This is a genomic window from Microbulbifer maximicatervae (SeqCode) (assembly GCF_052468155.1).
Window position 1 is genome coordinate 4,552,451 of sequence record NZ_CP174335.1, and the last position, 21,640, is coordinate 4,574,090.

The 21,640-nt window shown below is 48.2% G+C and carries 18 protein-coding genes; 2 read left to right on the plus strand and 16 right to left on the minus strand.

Annotated features, from left to right (window positions below):
• Positions 1-170 precede the first annotated feature (170 nt).
• Together ACJJIY_RS19440 and ACJJIY_RS19445 are read right to left on the minus strand one after the other, a co-directional pair.
• On the minus strand, positions 171-455 hold the full coding sequence (locus tag ACJJIY_RS19440) for a hypothetical protein (protein WP_444896732.1): 285 nt from the start codon (positions 453-455) through the stop codon (positions 171-173).
• Between the two features lie 1,242 nt (positions 456-1,697).
• The gene (locus tag ACJJIY_RS19445; RefSeq protein ID WP_444896731.1) at positions 1,698-3,173 is read right to left on the minus strand and encodes a lytic polysaccharide monooxygenase; all 1,476 of its coding nucleotides are present in this window, start codon (positions 3,171-3,173) and stop codon (positions 1,698-1,700) included.
• Between the two features lie 778 nt (positions 3,174-3,951).
• Between ACJJIY_RS19445 and ACJJIY_RS19450 the strand changes: the two genes are divergently transcribed.
• Positions 3,952-4,584, plus strand: coding sequence for an acyloxyacyl hydrolase (locus ACJJIY_RS19450; protein WP_444896730.1), 633 nt, complete (start codon positions 3,952-3,954; stop codon positions 4,582-4,584).
• 57 nt (positions 4,585-4,641) lie between these two features.
• Here ACJJIY_RS19450 and ACJJIY_RS19455 read toward each other — a convergent pair whose 3' ends face one another.
• Genes ACJJIY_RS19455 through ACJJIY_RS19485 form a run of 7 tightly spaced genes read right to left on the minus strand, consistent with a single transcriptional unit; the run spans position 4,642 to position 9,679 of the window.
• Complete coding sequence (locus ACJJIY_RS19455; protein ID WP_444896729.1) at positions 4,642-5,808, minus strand: glutathionylspermidine synthase family protein; 1,167 nt, start codon at positions 5,806-5,808, stop codon at positions 4,642-4,644.
• A gap of 3 nt (positions 5,809-5,811) precedes the next feature.
• Positions 5,812-6,426, minus strand: a complete 615-nt coding sequence (locus tag ACJJIY_RS19460) for a DUF1190 domain-containing protein (RefSeq protein ID WP_282933397.1) — start codon at positions 6,424-6,426, stop codon at positions 5,812-5,814.
• 12 nt (positions 6,427-6,438) lie between these two features.
• A complete protein-coding gene (locus ACJJIY_RS19465; RefSeq protein WP_282933398.1) occupies positions 6,439-6,855 on the minus strand; it encodes a DUF350 domain-containing protein in 417 nt (138 codons plus the stop codon).
• A 14-nt stretch (positions 6,856-6,869) separates the two neighbouring features.
• Positions 6,870-7,523, minus strand: a complete 654-nt coding sequence (locus ACJJIY_RS19470) for a YjfK family protein (RefSeq protein WP_413665198.1) — start codon at positions 7,521-7,523, stop codon at positions 6,870-6,872.
• Positions 7,508-8,578 carry a potassium channel family protein gene (locus ACJJIY_RS19475; RefSeq protein ID WP_445358653.1) on the minus strand — a complete coding sequence of 357 codons (1,071 nt, stop codon included), beginning with the start codon at positions 8,576-8,578 and terminating at the stop codon, positions 7,508-7,510. Before ACJJIY_RS19475 ends, ACJJIY_RS19470 begins: the two co-directional genes overlap by 16 nt.
• A gap of 4 nt (positions 8,579-8,582) precedes the next feature.
• Positions 8,583-9,278 carry a PspA/IM30 family protein gene (locus ACJJIY_RS19480; protein WP_282933401.1) on the minus strand — a complete coding sequence of 232 codons (696 nt, stop codon included), beginning with the start codon at positions 9,276-9,278 and terminating at the stop codon, positions 8,583-8,585.
• Positions 9,275-9,679: a DUF2170 family protein gene (locus ACJJIY_RS19485; protein WP_108732689.1), complete on the minus strand. Its 405-nt coding sequence runs from the start codon at positions 9,677-9,679 to the stop codon at positions 9,275-9,277. Before ACJJIY_RS19485 ends, ACJJIY_RS19480 begins: the two co-directional genes overlap by 4 nt.
• A gap of 148 nt (positions 9,680-9,827) precedes the next feature.
• Here ACJJIY_RS19485 and ACJJIY_RS19490 point away from each other — a divergent pair, with 148 nt between their 5' ends.
• Positions 9,828-10,142 (plus strand): DUF6471 domain-containing protein, encoded by a 315-nt coding sequence (locus ACJJIY_RS19490; protein WP_108732688.1) that lies wholly within the window; start codon positions 9,828-9,830, stop codon positions 10,140-10,142.
• Positions 10,143-10,265: 123 nt separating this feature from the next.
• Here the strand turns inward: ACJJIY_RS19490 and ACJJIY_RS19495 are convergent, their stop codons facing one another.
• From ACJJIY_RS19495 to ACJJIY_RS19525, 7 genes are all read right to left on the minus strand, one after another.
• On the minus strand, positions 10,266-10,568 hold the full coding sequence (locus ACJJIY_RS19495; protein ID WP_282933402.1) for a hypothetical protein: 303 nt from the start codon (positions 10,566-10,568) through the stop codon (positions 10,266-10,268).
• Positions 10,569-10,653: 85 nt separating this feature from the next.
• The gene (locus ACJJIY_RS19500) at positions 10,654-13,380 is read right to left on the minus strand and encodes a DEAD/DEAH box helicase (RefSeq protein WP_445358654.1); all 2,727 of its coding nucleotides are present in this window, start codon (positions 13,378-13,380) and stop codon (positions 10,654-10,656) included.
• A 77-nt stretch (positions 13,381-13,457) separates the two neighbouring features.
• Entirely contained in the window at positions 13,458-14,009 is a 552-nt protein-coding gene (locus tag ACJJIY_RS19505; protein WP_445358655.1) for a GmrSD restriction endonuclease domain-containing protein, read from the minus strand.
• Positions 14,010-14,252: 243 nt separating this feature from the next.
• Positions 14,253-16,463 carry a hypothetical protein gene (locus ACJJIY_RS19510; protein ID WP_445358656.1) on the minus strand — a complete coding sequence of 737 codons (2,211 nt, stop codon included), beginning with the start codon at positions 16,461-16,463 and terminating at the stop codon, positions 14,253-14,255.
• Positions 16,464-16,741: 278 nt separating this feature from the next.
• Positions 16,742-19,849, minus strand: coding sequence for an efflux RND transporter permease subunit (locus ACJJIY_RS19515; protein ID WP_445358657.1), 3,108 nt, complete (start codon positions 19,847-19,849; stop codon positions 16,742-16,744).
• Between the two features lie 43 nt (positions 19,850-19,892).
• Complete coding sequence (locus tag ACJJIY_RS19520; RefSeq protein ID WP_282933408.1) at positions 19,893-20,957, minus strand: efflux RND transporter periplasmic adaptor subunit; 1,065 nt, start codon at positions 20,955-20,957, stop codon at positions 19,893-19,895.
• Between the two features lie 38 nt (positions 20,958-20,995).
• Entirely contained in the window at positions 20,996-21,523 is a 528-nt protein-coding gene (locus ACJJIY_RS19525) for a TetR/AcrR family transcriptional regulator (protein ID WP_282933409.1), read from the minus strand.
• Between the last annotated feature and the right edge of the window lie 117 nt (positions 21,524-21,640).

Genomic DNA, 21,640 nt, shown 5'->3' on the forward strand with positions numbered 1-21,640 from the left:
ACCGATTCAGCTAGACCTTAAACTGGACTTCAGTAGAATGTCTCTTCATCTATTACACTTGTGATCCCTAGCACTTCAATCCCTCAACGACTTAATTCCAAATGCATTTCGTGTCGATAGCAAAAAATGAGTAGATGCTAAAACGGTTTTCTTTTCCAGCAGTCAGATTTTTATCGGGCGCTGGCTATTTTCCCATCCCCAAGTTCAATTCCGAGGAAGCCCTCAGTACTTTTTGGCTCTCTATAATCTGTATCGCAGTCAACATCGATTCCTCCAGGATCGAGAGCAGATTTACATAGAGCTTCATTTGCAGATGTGATAACTCCATCACCAGTCTCTAGGTAAACATGGTCAGTTGCACTAGATCTGGCTCTAGTTGAGACAATAGCAATAATCGTGTGATTTAATGCGACTTGATTAAATACAAATGCCAGGTTGGTTTTTTGTGAAATCATACCTATGCCTATTATTCGAGTTTGTCCAACTCCCTTCCCAGACTAATCAGGTTATTATCCTGTCGAGATCAACCTCAAATATAATATTTATTGTAAAGTTGTAGACCACCACCTGGCTTCACAGTTCCTGACAATTACCTTCAAAGCTTAAACCCCAAAAAATAAAATCGCTGAAATCTGCAACCAAAAATGTATAGAACAAAAAACAGCTAACAAGGTAAATTTCTAAACACTTAAAACAATCAAATCACCAACAGGCACTAAAGAAATAAGGAATTCCGGAGCTTCACAGGAAAAGGGATTCTGCCTTATTGACTCAACATATAAACAGACCCTTTTAATGATGCTCAGACTTGGGAAAATAATTTGACACCAGCCCAGGCAATTTTGATCGGAAAAACACTCCCCCACCCTACTGAGGCTCGCCCAGAGCCACCATTAGAATAACAGCGCCTCCGCAATCAAACTGAAACGTCGATTTACCTCGTTAACTTCACGACCTGCCGGATAAGCACCTTTTTGATTACATCAACCATAATGTCGAAGGTATCTCAAATAAATCAAACCTCAAAATCAACGGTTCATTTTTACCACCCAAAAAACGAACACAACACTACACGAGAGCCCGCTGAGCTATATGGCATCATATCTTTACACAAAGGCACTATGCCCTACCTCAGCAGCAAACAAGATACAGTTACTTCAAACTGTACCTGCCAATTTCCGCCCCTCATAATTAAATAAATTTATCAGGCCAAAAAATTAATTCACTAATAAAATCTGCACACACGCTGAGACCCGATTTGAAATAAAAAATAACGGCCCCGTTAATATTACAGGCGCCGAACAGCGCGATATCTGACTATAGGAAGTTGTTCAATAGGGTGGACTTTGCGTATCTGGATCGAATGATACCGCAAAGAGGCAGCTAGGAATTGATCACTGTTCTGGACAGTATTGACCCAGAGGGGAAAGCAATTCCCTTCTAGAGTTACAGAGTTGACAGTAAGATTCAGGAAGTCATTGTCAGGTGACGCTTTGCGCTGTATACAGAAGCCCTTCACATTTGAATGTATCAACAGGAAAGTTAAAGGAATAAATACTGGCGGGAAGTAAGATTGGTGTATCACAAAGAGCAACACACCTGATAGCTTAACAAATGCGTCCGACCTAAGGGAACTACGCCCTTTGGTCGGACTGAGCTCAATCAACTACCAAAAGATAGGAGGCAGAGTGTACTCATCATTGGCAGGAACTCTCTTCCCAATACTGAGGTGCGGCCGATGGGGACCACCAGTTTGGCCCGTAGGTTGAAATGTAGACCTGACCACTGAAAGTTACCCGATCTCCAACTTGGTAAGCACTATCACCGGCGTAGGGCTGCTGGAACTCAGGACAGGAAACCGCAGAGCTATCATCTCCACCACTGCTATCAGAGCTGTCATCGGAGCCGTTATCAGAGCTATCGTCTGAACCACTATCGGAGCCATCGCAGGTAGTTTCATTCCAGAATTGCGGTGCAGCACTCGGCGACCACCAGTTTGGCTCATGTGTAGATTCATAAGCAACATTGTCATAAACAACTACGTCGCCAATCGAGTAGCCTGGATCACCACCATACTGCTGCACAAACGCTTCGCAGCTAGAGTTTCCGGAATTTCCAGAGTCGCCATTGTCTCCACTATTATCCGAATTATCGTCACCGGAATTATTGTCGTCATCGGTAGAGTCATCATCCTGATCTTGGATAAGCTCGTATCCAATTTCAACACTCTCTAAACTGCTACCTTCTAACAAGTAGATACTGTTGATGCCATATAGAGGCTCAAAACTACTGCTTCCATCGTAATCACCGGCGCGGATGCTGCTCTGTTCCTGGTTAATCAGCTCAGCCAAGTCGTGAGACCAGTTTTCAGCGATACCCTGCTCATCTGAAGCAATTTCCAGGACAGTAGAATATGAGGAGTTTTCACCGGAGCTATCAAATACACGAGTGTAAACTTTATCGCCTACGTCCAAATCTTGAGTTGGATTAATAGTGCCTGCAACACTCCAGTCAGTATTGACAACATTATCACCATCAAACTCGACATCGATAACATTATAGAAGGCATTAACCGTATCACCCACATCCCAAACTGCAAGAATTACGTGGTAGCCTTCACGTTCCGGCACCTGACACTCATGTGTCGTATTTACCGCAGGCTGCTCATAGTTGCCATCAACCTCACAGAATGGATCTAAATCAAATTGGTCGCGGGTCAAAACCGCATTTGGATTCCAACCTTCTTTGGTAATGTAATATTTCCAGTCCCGGGTTACATGATTGGCTGTGAAGCGCCATTTAAAAGTTTGCCAACCGGAGCTAATATAATTCTTAACCCAGCGATCAGAGGATTGTTCGTTCAGCTCAGACCAGGAACTATCTCCTGCACTGGCTATCTGCCCATCAGCAGGACCACTTTCGGGAAAACCTTCATTCCCTTCTATACTTTGCGGTTCCCATTGAACAGCACCGCAGTCAACATTCATCTCTCCCGTATCGAGAGCATATTTACACAAGGTTCCACGAGCGGATGCAACACCACCATCAGCGGCCTCTACATAGCCGTGGCTAAGTGCATTTGAACTCATACCGGCCAATGCTATTGCCATCAGGGCGCTATTTAATACGGGTAGTTTAATTGCAGATGCTAGTTTGGTTTTTCGTAAAATCATATCTATGCCTGTTATTCAATTTCGTCCAACCTCCTTCCCCAGCTGAACCAGGTCCTTATCCTGAATACACATATTCGATGTGTAATGTTGGCGACAGAATTATGGACCGCTACTTAACAGCACGGTTCCTGACAATTATTGATATAAATTTACAAACCTCAGAAGATCACCAGCACACCATTTTCCTTTAAAAATAATATTAAAGGGTATTTTTTTTCAAGAAAAAACACTAAATTAAAAAATAGGACGAAAAAACTGCAACGATCCCTAAATTAGAGAAAAGGCAAACCTTTAACAGGATGAGAAATTTCACAGACGATTTTTAACTTAATACAAGTTCCCACACTCATTAATTATCAATAGATGACACCTCTCTCTCACGAACAACCCCCTATTAAAATTCAAAATAGATAAGCCTGACTGCCTTAAAATCATAAGTCTCTCGAGATTACCTACCCACAAAAGTTGCCAGCAGGGCGGAAATTGGCAGCTACCCCAACCTACGAACACGTATTTCATCCTGAGAAAAAAACCTCTTTACAAATCAGAGAACTATCACTGTCACCGCTTTTTTTAAACTGTCACTGCAAGTGTTTTCCTGGCAACAAATACAACTGCAGACCAGTAAATTATTCCTATTAGTAAATTACCACTGGGATAAAAGACCTATATTCGCTCACCTCTGTCTACACTGGAAAAGAACCCGGATGATTTTGAGTTTCCCTAACCAATCATTTTCTTGTAGTCACCATTCGTAGTAGGAAAGGTAGGATCAGGGATGATGTTGTACTTGATTATCCGCAGGCTCGGCCTGTGTCTGTTATGTTCTTCTCTTTTGCTTCCAGCCTGGTCTTTGGCTGAAACGGCAACAAACCCGGATAAACGGTGGACTGCAATTGTTGGAGCCGGCCCGGGATTTTCCAATCGTCGCAACGAGCTCACCCAATATCGCCTTGCCATATCCAAGGACCTGCCCTGGCAGTGGTCCCTTGCTGAAAAATGGACGCTCAAAACGCGACTGGAGACCAGTTACTTTGAATGGCACTCCAGCCTGGACGATAGCGATCCAGACGTCTCCAAACGGGGAGAGGATTTAGTTCACGGTATGTCAGTGAGTCCGGTATGGAGGCTTGAGTACCTACCCCAGTGGGACAAGCCTATCTTTCCCTACTTCGAGTTTTCCGTGGGGGCCAGTTACATTACTGAGTCCAATATTGTGAGTAAAAACACAAATCACACAACTCTGGGATGTCATTTCCAGTTTGAGGATCGAATTGGATTGGGCTCTGACTTTGGGAGTGAGCGCCGCTGGGGAGTCACAACTTACGCACTGCACTACTCAAATGCAGGAACCTGTTCTGAAAATTCCGGAGTGAATTTTTTTGAGCTGCGGCTGCACTATAACTTTTAAACAAGAGGATTGAGCAGGCGCCGGCTTGATGTCGGCGCCTGCAGTCGTTGGCGGGCCCTAGAGGATGATATGTGGCAGATAACGGCTCATATCCTGGGTAATCAGGTTTGAATCTTCCCGGATGGACATTCCCGCTGCCAGGCCATCAACGAGCCAGCTTCCCACCAGGGTATGGTTCTTTCCAAACTTGGGCAGAGGATGCAGAGCCTGATAGATAAATCCTTCTTGCCCATAGGGGCCATCGGACAGCAAAGTGGTATCCGCTCCTTTTACTACCGAAATATTCGCCCCTTCTCGTGAAAAGATTGGCTTCTTAACTAATTCCGGGAAATCCGCAGCCTTGTCCAGCTCATCCTCAAAAAAAGAGGGAAGCAGATTCGGGTGCTCTGGAAAAAGCTTCCACAACATTGGCAGAAGCGCCTTATTGGAAATAATCGCCTTCCAGGGCGGTTCCAACCAACGGACATTGCTTCCTGCCAACAGGGTCCCAAACTCCTCTCGGAGCATAAATTCCCACGGGTACAGCTTAAACATCCAGGTAATTACCTGATCATTCAAATCGGTAAACTGACCCACTTCATCCCGGCCAATATCTTCGATAAAGACAAAATGATTATTGATCCCCGCTTCGGAGGCACAATCCTGTAAATATTGAACCGTGCCCCGGTCCTCTTCCGTATCTTTACAGCAGGCGAAATGCAACTCCCGCCCTGGGGTCAGGAACTGTAAATCATGGAAGCGGTTAACCAGCTTTTCCTGCAGGCTATTGAACTGATCAGACTGTAGCGGCAGAGACCTGCGATCGACATTGTCCTGCAACCACAACCACTGCCAGAAGCCGGTTTCATACAGAGACGTGGGAGTATCAGCATTGTTTTCATAGAGCTTTGCCGGCCCCTGTCCGGAATAGGCAAAGTCCAGGCGAGAATAGAGACTCGGGTCGCCATTACGCCAGGATGTTCGCACAAAGTCCCAGTGCTGCTCGGGTATACAGAACCGCCTCAGCAACTCCTCATCCTCAAGCACACGGGCAACGACATCCAGGCACATCTGGTGAATTTCTTCAGTGGGATCTTCAATGTGCTTTTCTATCTGCTCCAAAGAGAATTGATAGTAGGCGCTTTCATCCCAGTAGGGTTGGCCATACATGGTATGGAAGTGAAACCCAAACTCCTGCGCTCGCTCTTGCCAACGCGGGCGCTCACCAATCGGCAACCTCAGCACAAATCAACCTCCCCAGCCGCGCGAACCACCACTGCTGGAGCGCCCCCCTCCCCAGTTGGATTTGGCTGATGCCACTGCACCAAAGCCTCCACGGGAAACTGTTTTGGTAACTTTAGGCTTAGGCGCCGTAGCGCTTTTATCCACCTTATAAGATGAACGGCCATAGTCGCCAATGATGCCGCCGTCAGCTGTCATCAGCTTGTCGCGGTAACGGGAACCTGAATAGCGGTAGACCGGGTTGTAGTAGCCATAGTTATAGTGGCGATCCCTGTCATTGAGCATGGAACCAACCATAAAGCCCGCCATCAGAGGCATCCAGACGCCGCTACTGGTCTCTTGGCAGCTACCAAACTCAGCCTCACACTGAGAGAGACGGGAATACTTGGGCCCGGTGCGCTCAGCTTCCTCAACCGCGCGCTGATAAGCTGCTTCACATTGAGCTTCGTCCAGCTGGGTATTGGCCACACAGTCATCTACTGAAGAGACAACTTTAACTTCCTCATCTGAGGAGCAACCGACCAGGGCAGCCGCTACACCTAAGGCAAGTGGGCGCAGTAAAAAATTGGAGCCACCGCCCTTGCGCATCCTTGCCAGGTTAATATTCTTGGTACGCTTCATTACCACCCCCAATTAGTAGCTCATGCAAGCCGCATTCAATACGCCAACAGCGATTGTAGTTGCAGCCAACATAACACCGGCACTCACCTCTCCATCTTCGATGCGCTCAACAATACGCGGCATAAACCCAAAGCGGATAATGGCAAAAGCAATTAACTGGGCGATCAATGCAACCAGGGCCCAGATGGCGAAATCGACAATAGAAATAGAGTTACTGGCAGCACCACCTACGGCAATTGCAAAACCCAAAACAGCGCCACCAAAACCTATGGCGGCAGCCGTATTCTTATCTTCGCGGATCAACTTCCACTCATCGTGAGGGGTCACCAGTGCGTATAAAAATTTAAACGCGATCAAAAGTACCAGCGACAGGCCAAAGTAGGCCGCAAAATGCAAGATACCAGTCAGTAAATCATAAGGCTGGTCCATTAAATATCTCCTTATTATCCGTGTATTGTTATTTGTGAGGGGGTCAGAGTAATGCCGGTGCTAATCACCAGGCTGCGGCTCAAGTAGCCTGCATCCTCTTCTTTCTCTTCAGCTGAGAGAAAAAGGGATTCGGTTTGCTGATCAGACAATTCGCGCTCAAAAAGCATGGTGAATTGATCCGTTACTGAATAATCACCATCTTCATCGTAAGTCTTCTCGGCCATATGCACTGGGTTGTGGTAGTCCCCTGCTGCGGTCCATACACGGCTATAAGAGCGGTCCTGCAGGTGATAACTGGGTGCGCCAATATCACTCTTTAACAATTTATTCCAAGCCTGCTCCGAACCAACATCCAGAGTGTCGTAAAAATGGAATAGCTTTACATCGACCACATGCTCATCCCGCTGACCGCCCTCAGCAATCACTTGCAGCCAGGCATCATCATCAGTGTAAAAGCGATAAATCCAGGTACCATCTAGTTCGACAACACCGGCCGCTTTAATGATCTGGGTCGGTGAACAGGATTCAATGGTCAGTTCATCGAGTATCAGGCGAATAGCCAAAGGGTCCAGCTCAAAACTCGCCCCCATTCGCAAGCCCATAATTTCTGGAGTCTTGACCTTTGGAGCGTCCTTTCCCTTTATTTTATTTATCAGTTTGGTAAACATGTACCAACACCTTCTTCATTACTTTTTATATCGAAACAGCTTTTTTCATCGAGCCGCTTTGCAGAGATATAATACAGCATGTCACCCTCGGTGACCTGATCGGTAAGCCCCGGGTTCACATCAATTTTAACCACGCCCTTTCTACGTACCGCAATTAAGGTCGCGGAGAGATCCCGCTTAAAATGGTCAAATAATTCACCGACAGGAAGAGGCTTCTCACCCCGATATTCAACGCTGTATTGGGTCATGCCGTATGTGCTATCGAGCAACTGTCGGTGCAACCTTGCGGAACCGGGGTCAAGCGAGGATTTTGCCAACATCTCTACAGCGACAGAGGGAATACATTCAATATTGGGACAGTGGGCACGGAGCAATTCACCCACATTTTCATCTTGGAAATAAGCCGTTTTATGGCTGTTCGGGCTGAGCTTGTCGCAGAATAAGGCGGTTGTAAGGGTTACATCATCCAGAGGGTTGTCGATAATAATTCGAGCGGCATCGACCAACCCTGCCCTCTGCATACCTTCCCCGTGGGAAAACGATTCCACCCGGACAAAATCAATCTTACCCGGCATCGGATTTTCGATATCGGCTTCAACACAGAGGACAATCTCTGCTGCGCTACCGTTTGTTTTGGAGAGTAGCAACTCAATCAAGCGGAGCGTTCTGGTACCGTTCCAGCCGATAATTACTGTGTGATCAATATGGTTTGTCATACGCAAGCCCTTCTTGCCGCGATGCACAAATTCTGAAACCGCAAAGCCAATTCTTGTGACCACCATGGCAAACAGGCTGAGGCCCACTGGGATCACCCAAGCGGCAACCACGACTTTACCCTCAGGGGTTACCGGGGAGAAATCACCGTAACCTACTGTCGATGCGGTAACGACCAACCAATAAAAGAAATTCTCGCCCGCGACAATATCAGCTTCACCGGCAATTTTGAGTAGCCAATAGGAGATGAAAACATAGCTGCCTACAGCTATGAGAATGGTGGTTACATTGGCCCGAATGAAAAGCGACGCCAGAAGGCGTCGCACTCGATAAAGCAGCACTGTGTTAAGCCTTTTCGCGGCCCGCTAACAGTTGAGCCAACTTATCGCTGCCACTTTTCTGGCCGCCGGGCTTGATGCCCGCCGCTTTCAGCTTGGCATCCAGGCTGGAACCGGTTTCCTCTGAAGCCAGCTCTTCCGCAGCTTCAAGCTCAGCAGCACGCTGCTCCTGCTTGTTTTTGATGCGATCCAGGCTGTCCAGCGCTGTTTTGATCTTGCTGTTCGCACCCATGTGGCGGGAAGAAACCGCTACCTGTGCTTTTTGAACAGACTCAGTCGCTTTGATCTGGTCAATCTGCTGCTCCATACGGCGCACATTGGTTTTTGCCTGGGTAATGTTACCTTTCAGGGTGCTCTCTGAACTCAGGAATCCATCCAGGATACTGCGCTCAGTTTCCAGCTGGCTTTCCAGCTCAGTAACACGCTCTGCACACTCAAGAGCGAGTTCGTTATCGCCCTTTTCACTCGCGTTGATTGCGTGAGTGCTATAGGTTTCAACGTCGGCTTGCAGCGCTTGGACCTTACTCTCAGTAAGTTTGCGCTTCGCCATGATTTTGGTCAGGTTTTCATCGCAAGCTTTCAACTCTTCCTTCGCCTCGCGTAATTCTTGGTCAAGAATACGAATCGATTGGCTATCCGCTACTGCTTCTGTTCCTTCGTTAACTGCGCCTTTCAAAGCAGTCCAAATTCTCTTAAGGCTCATGCTACACCCTCCGTTTCAAAATGATCGGCAAATAAATCCAGGAAGTCACCCACATTGGAAAACAGGGTCTCAACCTCCTCGATAACAACTTCGTCCTTGCTGGACACCGACAGAGCACCGAAAGCGACGTAGTAGTTCTCACCACCAATATTCTTGATCGCAATGGCTGTCAGCGGCACCAGCTGATGTGTTTGCAGAACCATTTCATTGAGCGCTGCCACATCATCTACCTGGCTCACGGGAAACAGAATACTCTCTACAACTATCTGCTTCTCGCCAACATAGACAAACGCATCGACGCCTTCATCGTTGGAAATACTGAGGCAATCCCCCTCAGATTCGACCACCCATCCGGAGTGGTTTTCCGCCAATTGGCGCAGGTTCTCATTGTTCCAGGTCATCTCAACTCCCTCGCTGTGGAATATTGGTCACAAATATAGCACCAAAAAATCTGCGGTCAATAACTTATTACAAACTAATGTTGCAAATAATACACACAAAGATAATATTTACCACATTGGTGATAGTGAATAGGACGGAGTAGAGCCCATGGACCACAAGCAAAGCCTGAGCAACCAGCAAGCATTGACCCCTTACAAGCAGGCAATTGCTCGCTATGTGCGCGCATCAATGGCACTAAAGGGCATGCGTTACGGAGATCTCGCCCAAGCACTGGCCGAGAGAGGAATTTCAATGACACCGGAAAACCTGCGCAGCAAAGTCAGCAAGTGCATGTTTTCAGCAGATCTGCTGGCAGCCATCATCGATGCCATGTCGGTAGAGGACAGCGCCATGCTTGAAATCCTCAAACAGGCCCGTGAGCTGCAAGATCGAGGACTCTATGCCGAGCAGGAGAAAAGCTAACACGCCACCTCCTTGGACACCAGTACACGCGATCACACTTTGACTCCGTCGTCAGTAATCAAGCTTACCCGCTGAAAAACCGGGGTATCCACGACTCACCTGCACAGCTCCTTTACAGGTGAGTTAGTAGTGATGCAATTTGACGACTGGCTCACCATTACCGCACTTTCCGACAACCTCAGGCTCTGAAAGCTTGGCCCCCGCAGGAATAATCTTATTCGTTGGCCACCAAACAAAGCAGGCATACCTGAAATTGACTGCCCAGTTACAGTAGAGGCGTCCGTCCTCTTCCTCATAGAACCGCGCCTGGCAGAAACTTAAAGTGGGGCTTCGCACCCCTTGAACCTGCTGGGGATCAGCCAAAGAAACTTGCACTCCGGCAATTGCAACCACAGAGAGGGAGAGAATCAGCAACCAGGATTTCATAGATCTACTCTGGAATTTTGCTCAAACCTCCTTGAAGACTAGCAGCTACGGCGTAACTTTCATCTCTGAACCCTAAGCAGCAGCACTAACCTTCAGGAATAGCAGCTTCAGATATAGGCACTTTTTCCTGCTTAAGAATCGTCAATAACTGCTCGATGCAGCCCTGCCGGTCTTTTAGCCAGTTAATATACGGCAGGGGAAAAACCGGAATGCCCGCCCGATACAATGCCTTGTAGACCTTTACACTAAAGTAAGACTCGTAGTCGCCGGGATACCCAATCAGGTCAATACCGATAAAACGCCCGCTCACAGCACAAACCACATCTACAATCTGCCCAGCCACAGGAAAGCCCACCCAATGGGGAATTTCGTGCAGGGTTAATAAATGGCTAACTTCACTCGCAAAACGACATACGATTTCATCACCCTGCAAATGACTGCCAACGGAGTGTGGAAACTCAACATACTGACGCAAGAGATGACCCGAAGGGAGAGTTTGGGGCTCAATCGACAACGCAACCAACTGCTTTTCTTTTGCCCTGGTAATTGCGACATTAAACACATCCGCCCGGTTTAAGTAGCTGGCTGCCCGCAACGATTGACTATCAATAGCCATGGAGATAAGCATTAAATCTCGCTCCTCTCCTTGAAAACCATAGGGCGTGGCAACGCGCACAGAAAAACTCTGTAACTTCTGCGAGGAGAAGACCTTAATCAACTCCCCTTCCAAATAATCAGCCTGATCCCGATAGGGAGACAAAACACCGACCGATGGCCGAATTGCAGCATCGGCATAGCGCTCGAAATGCGCTTTCAATTGCGCAATAACCCAGTCGCGCTCTACCGTGTTTCTCCCATTTTTCCTCCGGCGCCCTGGCAGTTGATAAAATTCTAGCGCCGAGCCCGGTAATGGTTTGGGCCTGGCCCTCATAACTTTCAAGCGGCCGGAGTAAAAAGTATGGTTACTGAATGCGATCAGCTCTGGATGGCTGCGAAAGTGCTCATCCAGCATCACAACAGCTTGTTGAGTGAGGATCACGTCTGAAGCCAAATCCAAAAGTGATTGATCCCTATAGCTCAGTTTTGGCGGCACCCCGGCCTCTTTTATCACTCCCTGCCAGATACTTTGCTGCCGCTTGCGGGAAAGAAATGAAACATGCCGCAGTTGTTTGCTGTCACCGACAATCACTGCCCGCTCAGCTCGAAACAGAGCCGGCAGTGAACTTGCAATATCACACTGGGTTGCCTCATCAAAGACCACCAAATCGAACATGGCGGGCGATAATGGCAGCACTTCATTGAGTTCATCTGCCTCCACCAGCCATATGGGGAACGCCTGCATTACCACCCGCATATCAGTTTGGGCAAAGCGCTCCGCCTGTACTTTTGAAGTTCGAGATCGCAAGGCTTGATTGAATTGGCTCAGGGTACCCCGATTTTTTTCCAGCAGCCTGTGCAATGTATCGCGGCGATAAGTGTTTAAATACTGACTTGCCAGGCTTTCAAAGTTGCGCCGACAATCATCAATCGCACCTTGTGATTGCCACAGATTTTTAACACTCAATCGATTTGCAAAGAAGCTCCAGGCATGTCGCGCTACCCACTGAGCAAACCGACCTACACTAACAGCGCGCGCCAATCCCAGCTCTTTGGAGAAGCGCTTCTCCAAGCCCCTCAAGGCTCGATAAGCCCTCTTCAGTTCCCTCTTCACCTGGGCAGGCTTTCTCTCTGGAAGTTCCACCCCCTCTTTCAGCAGTCTATCCAGATGAGCTTTTAAGCTGGGGATAAAACCCCGCTCCTCTCGATGTACATACCCCTGAGTCAGCCCGTACTCATCTCGCAACTTATCCCGCACCACATCCAATGCTTGCTGGTTCTTCGACACCACCAAAACACTTTCACCATGCAGCACTCGATCGAGAACCATAGCGGCGATTGTAAAACTCTTTCCCGTACCGGGCGGACCTGAAACAAGACTAAGAGGAAAGCGAGCCGCATTTTCCAGTGCCCTCTCCTGTGCCCCACTCAACAGACCCGGCAGCATATCCGGCTCACACGCTTTCTGTGCAGTTTCCCATTGGCACTCTCCCAGCAACGCCTGTAACGGAGGAGATAATTTTTTTTCCCTGCCTAAAAGTTGTAATTCGTGCAGTACTCCACGAGAGCCCCTCGATCTATCCGCAAGAATTACCGCACCCGCCGAGACCAAGGACAACTGAGCCCCCTTCGATGCACTTTCAACAGCTGCCTTATCACTCAGGTTAGGCCAGCGCCCCAATTCCTCCACATTTTCCAAAATGGTGTAATGGGTTAGCCAGCGACCGACGTCAGCCAGCTGTGTCGAGGACAGTGGCGAAGCAAGCACTGGGAAACTATCTGTTATTGAGGACTCAACATCAGGTTTAAGCAGTTGACGTAAAACAGGCAGATTAACGTGAATGTTTGCAGGGTTGATCTCTACAAAATAATCCTCATCAAAATGTAGCTTGGCGGGAAAATAAAGTAGTGGTGCACAGAGCTTGCGTTTTGCACTTAGTCCAGATTGGAGAGCGTAGTTACCACAAATAAACAGGCAACCATAAATCAGCCGCCGCTCCTTTCGGTAAGCATCCACTTGTTCCAGCAGTTTTGCTCCCGCCGTAGTGGAGACAGGAACACGTGGTAACTCATCAGCCCCCAAATAGTCCCGCTCATCTAAGAACAGACGCCGATTCGATTTGAGATTTAGAATATTGTTGAGGGAGAGGTCGTAACTGTCAGCTTGATAGCAGCGTCGAAAGTATTCGATTAACTTCTTGGGGTTGTCCTGCATTTCAAATAACTCCTGGGGGACAACAAAATTCTAACGGATGCCGGAACCTTGTTATACCCCCCAGAGATTACTTGTCCTCAGCCATCCGCCATTAGCGATTGATATTTGCGGCGCTCGCCCGCACTTAGCTGAAGGCCATACTTATCTACGATTGCCAAAAACCGCTTAAGGTAAACTTGTTTGACCGGTCCATAGGGCGGCATCCACTTGTCCGGCCCTTTGTGGCCTTTACTTTGGTTACGACCGTCATCAACCAGCCATAAATTCTCGATGTCCTCAGCAAACCGCTGCTTTCGCTTGCGCGTCCAATCGGCTCCCCCGTGATCGTGTGCCCACTTCAGCGGCACAATATGTTCCACATCAAGATCTGAAGCTTTTACAAAGAAGCCACCCGTGTATGGGTCCAGCCACAAACCGGTGTCTACTTTGCAGTGATTGGTGCGGGTATAGGTTACCGGGGATAGTGAATAGCGAATTAACAACTCATGGCGGGTATCCTGACAATCCCGATCGGAATCAGACCATTTGGGCAGCCACTCCGCCCGATCATAAGACGCTGCAAAAGCGGAAAAACTGAAGGAGAAAACTACAGCAATGGAAAAAAGCTTAGAAACTGACCGAACGCTCATACATCAACTACCAATCAAACCAGAGCGCTAGGTTACAAGAAAGTGTGTACCAATTGTATGCGGCGGTTCAAATCATCAAAAATCGACTTAAAAGCGCAAGGAACTCACCGAATGGAAAAAATAAAACTATGAAGGAAGATTAGGAAAGAAGAATATTTCGATTAAATCTTCAGCTTTTGAAATGAACCCACCCTACCAAAGAATAACCTGGTAGGGTGCGGTCCTTTTTTGAAGGCTAACTCGTTACTTAACCAGCCCTACTGCCTGAGGAATATAAATTGCGTGTAACTGGCCTCCGGCCATCATCTCCTGAATCAACTGGGTAGTCGGACCATTTTCTTGATCACGCACATCGAGTGATCCCAAGTAGCTATCGACACGGCCCTCAAAATCATAGTGGAACTGCATTGAGCTTAAGAACCAACCTTCACCCAAGATATCTCCCGCATAAATTATCCCTGAGGCTTCGGCATCCGCATCACGTGAAACTTCTACTCCGAGGCTATCAAGACCGCTTCGAACATCGGAGGACTTAGCGTAGTATTGGCGGTAAGGCTTGGAGGCAATATGCTCAATAAGCATGGTATCGTACTCCTCGTCAGTAGGCTCTTCATCAAGCTCACCACTAGCCAACTGGTGCTCTATCTTTAAATCAAGCTCATCGCGACTATCACCAATAATTTCTGGATTAAACTCAGCAATGCGGGTCATTTCCCCAGTTTCCGGGTCTGCAACATAAATAGGCGAATAGAGGCTGGAATTGTCAAACTGCAGCACCAAGCGCGTTTTATCATCAACGCCAGCAACTGCAGCCATGTTGTCAAAATTATAATAATTAGTTGTGATATCACCATCTTCTTTTGCCTTTACCACCCGTTTGATTAAACCACCTTCTGCGGGGTTAGTAATATCGGCAAAATCCAGTTGGTACACACCGTACTTTGCACCAAAATAAAAGACATTTGGATCTATAGGATCCCAGTCACCATCTTCAGGTGAACGCCACAGAGATGCATCCATTCCTGTAGTATGGGTACGGAAGGCTTCCTGACTCATGTCCCGGATATCTTCTGGGGTCCCGTCACCGTTGGTATCCTGGTCGGTCAGCTGCACCAGTTCAAAGCTAAGTGCGCTTTCATCCAACAACGCACGATTATCGTCATCATCAAAATCGACAATTGGCGCACCTTCGCTATCCAACACCCGAACCGCGTAGAGATCACCATTGGTTAAGCCGGCTTTATCAACTTCACTGCCCTCATTGGTCTTATCACCAACGTAAACAGTTATGTATCCACCGTGGCGATAGGCATTATCTGGACTATCAAAACGTGGTCTCTCGTCATCGATAGACAACAACACCGTTTTATCCTGGGCTTTGTAGTTAGGTACGATATTCTCGAAGCGGGCCTTACCCAACAGTGGCAGTTCGTAAGCATCGCCGGCATTATCACCGGTAGTCAATACTGCGATACCGCGTCCAATATAAATTTCAGACTTGTCGTACTCGTAAACACTTTCGATTTCACTTTTCTCTTTCGCTTCACCACTGATACTGCCAAAAGCATCAAAAGTGAGCCCCTCGTAACCACGCTTCTGAACCAAACCATCGTAATAGGTTTTCAGACTTTCACCGCCATCACTTTCCTCTCCAGTCAAGAACAATCTCACCTGAGTGCCTTTGCCAGTTTCAGCATTATAGAAAGCCGTTTCAGCTGGTAGGGTAGCGGAGCAGAAGCGTTCGAATGCGCCAGTATTAACTAAATCACCATCGGCATCGAAGTAAGGCTTCATTTGAGTTACATAAGTGTACCCAGGCTCTTCTGCTATCTCGCCATCCGTGTCATACAAAGTACGGCGCCAGGCATACACCCCTTTTATTAGATCTTCACCACCTTCAATCTCTCCGGTGGTTTTATCAATCACCCATTTTGATACGAATGTACCGGTTGATTTTAGGCTACGATTCGAATTCTCTAATACAACCCCGTCACCCCCAACAAAATTGTAATGTTCCTGGTTCATAAACAGAGTAAAAGTACCATCATCATTATCCAGGTACCCGAGGCCATCGGGCTCGCCCGACAAGACATAAAGACCATCTGTATCTGTCGAGTCCAGACTGGAGTGCTCTTCAAAAATAGGTAAGAGATCCGATTGTGGGGTTTCAGCATCGATATAATCAGTAGGAAGGTACCCGTTACTCAATAAGTTAACGATTTTTACATTTTCCGCGACGGCAAGAACATGAGGTTGCTGGGCAGTAGAAGGGCCTATGTGCTGGGAGCCTTCTGATTCGAGAGTCGATTCAAACAGGCTCACCTCTTCGGGAACTTCTGGATCTGGTATTTCTACCACAGAGCCGTCATTATCATTATCGTCACTACAACCCGCCAAAATAGTGGCTACAGCAGCAGCCAATACTGATCGCCTGAAAATTTTATAATTTTCCATAGTTACTCCTATGCGCATTTTCCCCACCCAAAGGTAGTTCTAGTTATAAAGGCGCCATAGAGTAGTAACGCTTAGTGACAGGCTTAATACGATTTCATTACAAGCGATAAAAATTAATTTAATTAATTTTCTCAATCAAAAGTTTAATATCACCTAACATCAGAGATTTCAGATAAATCTCAGCAAATTCTAAAGTCGAAGGGCAAAAAAACCCGCAGTAAGCTCAGTATGGCTTAATGCGGGTTTTTTATGACAGTTCTTTTATCGGGAATAATCCATTATGCCGATACGGCCTCTCCAGTAGCCTTTTCTAAAGGTTTAACCTCAGCTTGTGTGTCACCTCCCAATACTTCACTGGGCCTAACCTTATGGAACACCGCATAGAATACTGGGATTGCAATCAAGGTCAGCACCGTGGCAAATCCAAGCCCACCCATAATTGTCACCGCCATATCCGCAAAGAAAGCGTCGAACAGAAGCGGGGACATTCCTAAAATAGTAGTGACAGCGGCAAGGAATACCGGACGCAAACGGCTAACGCTGGCCCGTTGGATAGCTGTCAACCTCGGCAGGCCCGCATGGGTCTGAACCTCAATCTCATCCACCAATACCACGGCATTTTTAATCAACATACCAGACAAGCTGAGAACACCGAGAAGAGACATAAATCCAAATGGTAATCCCGTCGCCAACAACCCGACAACAACACCGACGAGACACATAGGAACAACCAGCCAGATAATCACCGGCTCCCGAACAGTACCGAACAGCAGTATCGACACCAGGATCATAATCAGGAAGCCCAAGGGTAAACCTTTACCTAGTGACTTCTGCGCATCGGTAGAACTTTCGTACTCACCACCGAATTCAACCTTGAAGCCAGGTGGCAACTTCATTTCTTCAACCCAGGGACGTATACGGCCAAAGGCTGACATTGCTGTAACACCTTCAGGCGCATCCGCACTGATGGTAATAGTCGGCACCCTGTTGCGTCTTTGGATCAATCCTTCATCAGCGGTTAACTCGAAATCAGTAATCAACTGTCCTGCCGGAATATAACCCTGCTCATTGGGGCTCCACACCAAGCGGTCTTCCAGTGAACCCACCTGATTGCGATCTCCCTCTGGCATACGGGCAACAATAGGGATAATACGGTCACCGCTTTCAAAATCGCCAACGGTGTAACCCGCAGTGGCAAACTGAATCATACGGCTGACATCAGCATTGGTAACCCCGGCAACTCGCGCCCGCTCATCATCCAGATGTGCGTGCAGAGTAGGCTCTCTGCTGCGCCAGTTGTGACGAATATCTTCCAGTCCTTTGTCACGGAACTGCTGTTCTACACTGACTGCCAAGGTACGCAGTGTCTGGTAATCCGGACCTGAAATACGCACTTCAACATCCGATCCGCCACCGGGACCAAACACCAATCGCTTGAAAGTAATCAATGCTTCCGGCTGCGCTACACGCAACTTCGCCTTGGCGCTCTCAATCAACTGGGGGATTTGCTCCCGGTTTTCAGTGCGAACAATCAACTGGCCATAAGACGCATTGGGTGGCTCGGGAGCATAGGTCAGCATAAAGCGATCGGCTCCGCGACCAGCTACTGCTGTCACGGAGACAACTTCATCCTGTTCCTGGAAGAATGCAGTCGCTTCCTGAAGCGCCTTATCAGTACGATTAATATCACTGCCCTGAGGCATGAAATAGTTAACATAAAAAAGTGGAGCATTTGAATTGGGGAAGAACCCCTGCTTCACAAACCCGAAAGCAAAGTAGCTGACCAGAGTCACCACAATAAGTACTGCAATGGTCAGGCCCCTGCGCTTCAAAGCTCCTGATAGAGCACCGGAGTACATATTGTAGAAGCGGCCATCGTAAGGATCTTCCGAGTCGGCTTGCTTACCCGGCTTAAACAGGTGATAGCCCAAGTAAGGGGTAATAGTAATCGCCAGTATCCAGCTGAGTAACAGGGAGATACCAATTACCGCAAACAGGGAGAAAAGGAATTCGCCAGTAGCATCATCGGACAGACCGATACCGGAGAACGCCATAATACCGATAATGGTCGCGCCCAGCAGTGGCCAGAAAGTCTGGCGGACTACACGCCTGGCAGCACTCTTAGGCTCTTCTTTTCTCTGAACCCCCATCAGCATCCCTTCGGCAACCACAATGGCATTATCAACCAACATACCCATGGCGATAATCAGGGCACCGAGAGAGATCCGCTGCAAATTCAAGCCAAACAGGTTCATGATTAACACGGTGCCCAAAACGGTCAAACCGAGGACAGTGCCAACCACAACACCGGAACGCCAGCCCATAAATACACAAAGTACTAGAGTAACGATCACGACAGAAGAAACCAGGTTAAAGAGGAAACCGTCAACACTCTCCTCTACTACCTGATGCTGCTCGTAGATAGGATGGATTTCTACACCCAGGGGCAATGCCTGTTTAATCTGCTCCAGCCTGGCCTCTACCGCCTTGCCAACGTTCACGATATTGGTATTTTCCGCACCGGCCACACCCAGCAGAATGGCCTGCTTGCCATCAAATCGGGCAATAAAGCTGGGGCTCTCATCGTAACCGAGAGAAATATCGGCGATATCACGGACGGCCAGCATCGCGGTAGAGCCGGGCACGCCGACGAGAATATTACGAATGGATTCCAGGTCACTCGCAGGATTGTCGACCAGTATACGGGTACGTAAATCCTGGCCTCCAATCTCGCCGACTTTCTGGGTCGAACTTTCAGATTGCAGTACCTGCGCTAAGTCATCCAGGGAAAAACCAAACTGGGCCAGGCGGGATTCATCAATATCCAGGTAAGCCACTTCGTCGATAATGCCTGAGCGGGAAACCTTGGCAACCCCCTCAACTCCCAGTAACTCCCGGCGAATCGCTTTGGTAATTTCACGCATTTCAGTCAGCGAAAACCCTTCTCCGGTAATCGCATAATAAATACCGTAAACCTCACCAAAGTCATCATTCACAATGGAGGGTAAAGCACCGCTGGGCAGATCACTTTGAGCATCGTTAACCTTGCGTCGCAATTCATCCCAAACCTGGGCAAGCTCCTGCGAGGCATACTGATCTTTGATTTCCACCCGAATTTCAGACATTCCCGGACTTGAGGTGGAAGAGACCTTGTCCAGCTGTCCCATTTGTTGGATGGCCACCTCAAGCTTTTCGGTGACCTCCTCTTCTACACGCTGGGCGCTGGCGCCTGGGTAGAAGGTGTAAACACGGGCTTCCTTGATCGTAAACGCAGGATCTTCCAGGCGGCCAATATCTGAAAGCCCCCAAAGACCACCGATTAAGCAAATCAGCATCAATAGCCAGCTATAAACTGGCTTTTCTATAAATATGTCAGAAATCTTCACAACATTTTCCCTACTGTTAACAGGGCCAGAGCTAACACACTAATTAGTGCTGCGCGTAATTGCGTACTTTTGCACCGTCATAAAGATGCTGGCCGCCGGTAGCAACCAGTTTCATAGCGGGGCTAATGCCATCTTTAATCTGAACCGACTCACCATCAGTTCGCCCGAGGGTCACGGAAGCTTTGGAAACAGACTGGTCTGCATTAATTTGCCAAACATAGGGCTTACCTTCCGGGCCAGTCTGCACTGCTGAAAGGGGAACCCACAGGTCACCACTCGCTTTATTCAACTTCACACTAACGCGAGCGGTCATGCCGGGAAGGATCTGTACATTTTCGGGGCGGGGCATTCCAAACTCGACAACGTAAGTCTGGGTAACGCTGTCTGCCTCAGCCTGGTGCTCACGGTAAGTAAGTGGGAACTCCTTGCCCGGCAAAAATTCAAATTCGGCGGTCATGGAGTTGACTTGCTCTTCATTAACCGTGGCCAACAGCTTTTCAGGCACGGAGATTTGAATTCGAACTTCAGAAATATTCTGCAAACGGACAATTGCCTGGCCGGCCTGGACGTTGGTGTAATTCTCTACCAGCTGGCGAGTCGCCAAAGCATCGAAAGGAACCCTTAGCTGTGTATAAGCCAGGTCCTGCTCAGCACGTTCCAGGGTAACTTTAGCCAAGTCAAAGTTACTTTTCGTTTCATCCAGCTGCTGCTGTGAAATAACTTTTGACCCTGCCAGAGAGCGTTGACGATTGAGGGTTTTTTCCAGTAACTCTACATTTAATCGTGCTTCTTTTACCCTGCGCAGGTAATCCCGCTGATCAAGTTCTGCGATCAGGGTTCCCTTAGGAATAATTTCACCTTCGCGAATTGTGAGCTTGTCCAGCTTCCCACCAACCTGGAAAGATAGATCGACACTCTGCACTGCCTTAACACGACCGGCAAACTGTCGATCTTTGACCTGGTCATTACTGGCAACGGTAGCTACTTTCACGGGCCAGACGTGCTCTGCTTGCGCCTGCTCCGTCTTCGATTCGGAGCATCCTGCCAGAACTGCAACTGCTGCGATCAAAACGGCCAATGAGAAACGCGATCTTGGCGATATATTCATATTCATCATCCACAAACTGTATTAACTGGGGCTGACCTTTAGTTCAGGTCGGCAGAGAGCGCCAGCAGACGTCCCTGTAAACGTTCAATAATCGGGTCTTCAGACTCAACAACACCGAGTACGCGACCCAGGAACATGCCCTGGGCCGCCAGGATTAGCAGTTCCGCCATTTCCGGGTCACGATACGCATCGCAGATATCGCGACGCTGCTGCTCCTCTTTGTCTTTTACCGGCCCCAGCAACATGGGGTCTTCGGCCACGGCGGCGATCAGTGAGCGAGGCAGCCCCTTGTCGTCCTCCATCAATTCAAAAATGCTCTTCAAGCGCGACACCAACAAGCTGTCCCCCGAGGACACAAAAGTGGCAACACTGTCATCTTCACGAGCTATTGCCGCCTCCAGCATCGCCTTCAGGAGTGACTGCTTAGTTCGAAAATGATGAATCAAACCGCCCTTGCTGAGCCCGCACTGTGCAGCCACCGCATCCAGGGTCAACTTGCGCGCCCCGCGATCCCGGACTACTTCTTCTGCTGCTCGAACAATGGCAGCTTTGTCGACTCTCGACACATGACCTCCTGGGCATCATCAATCAAAACCAACCGGTTGGTCGGTATCTTAGCGGCAACATTTCAAAGGTCAAGCTATGCTACGCTCCCTCACCAGAAAACATGGTTAAAAAGTGTT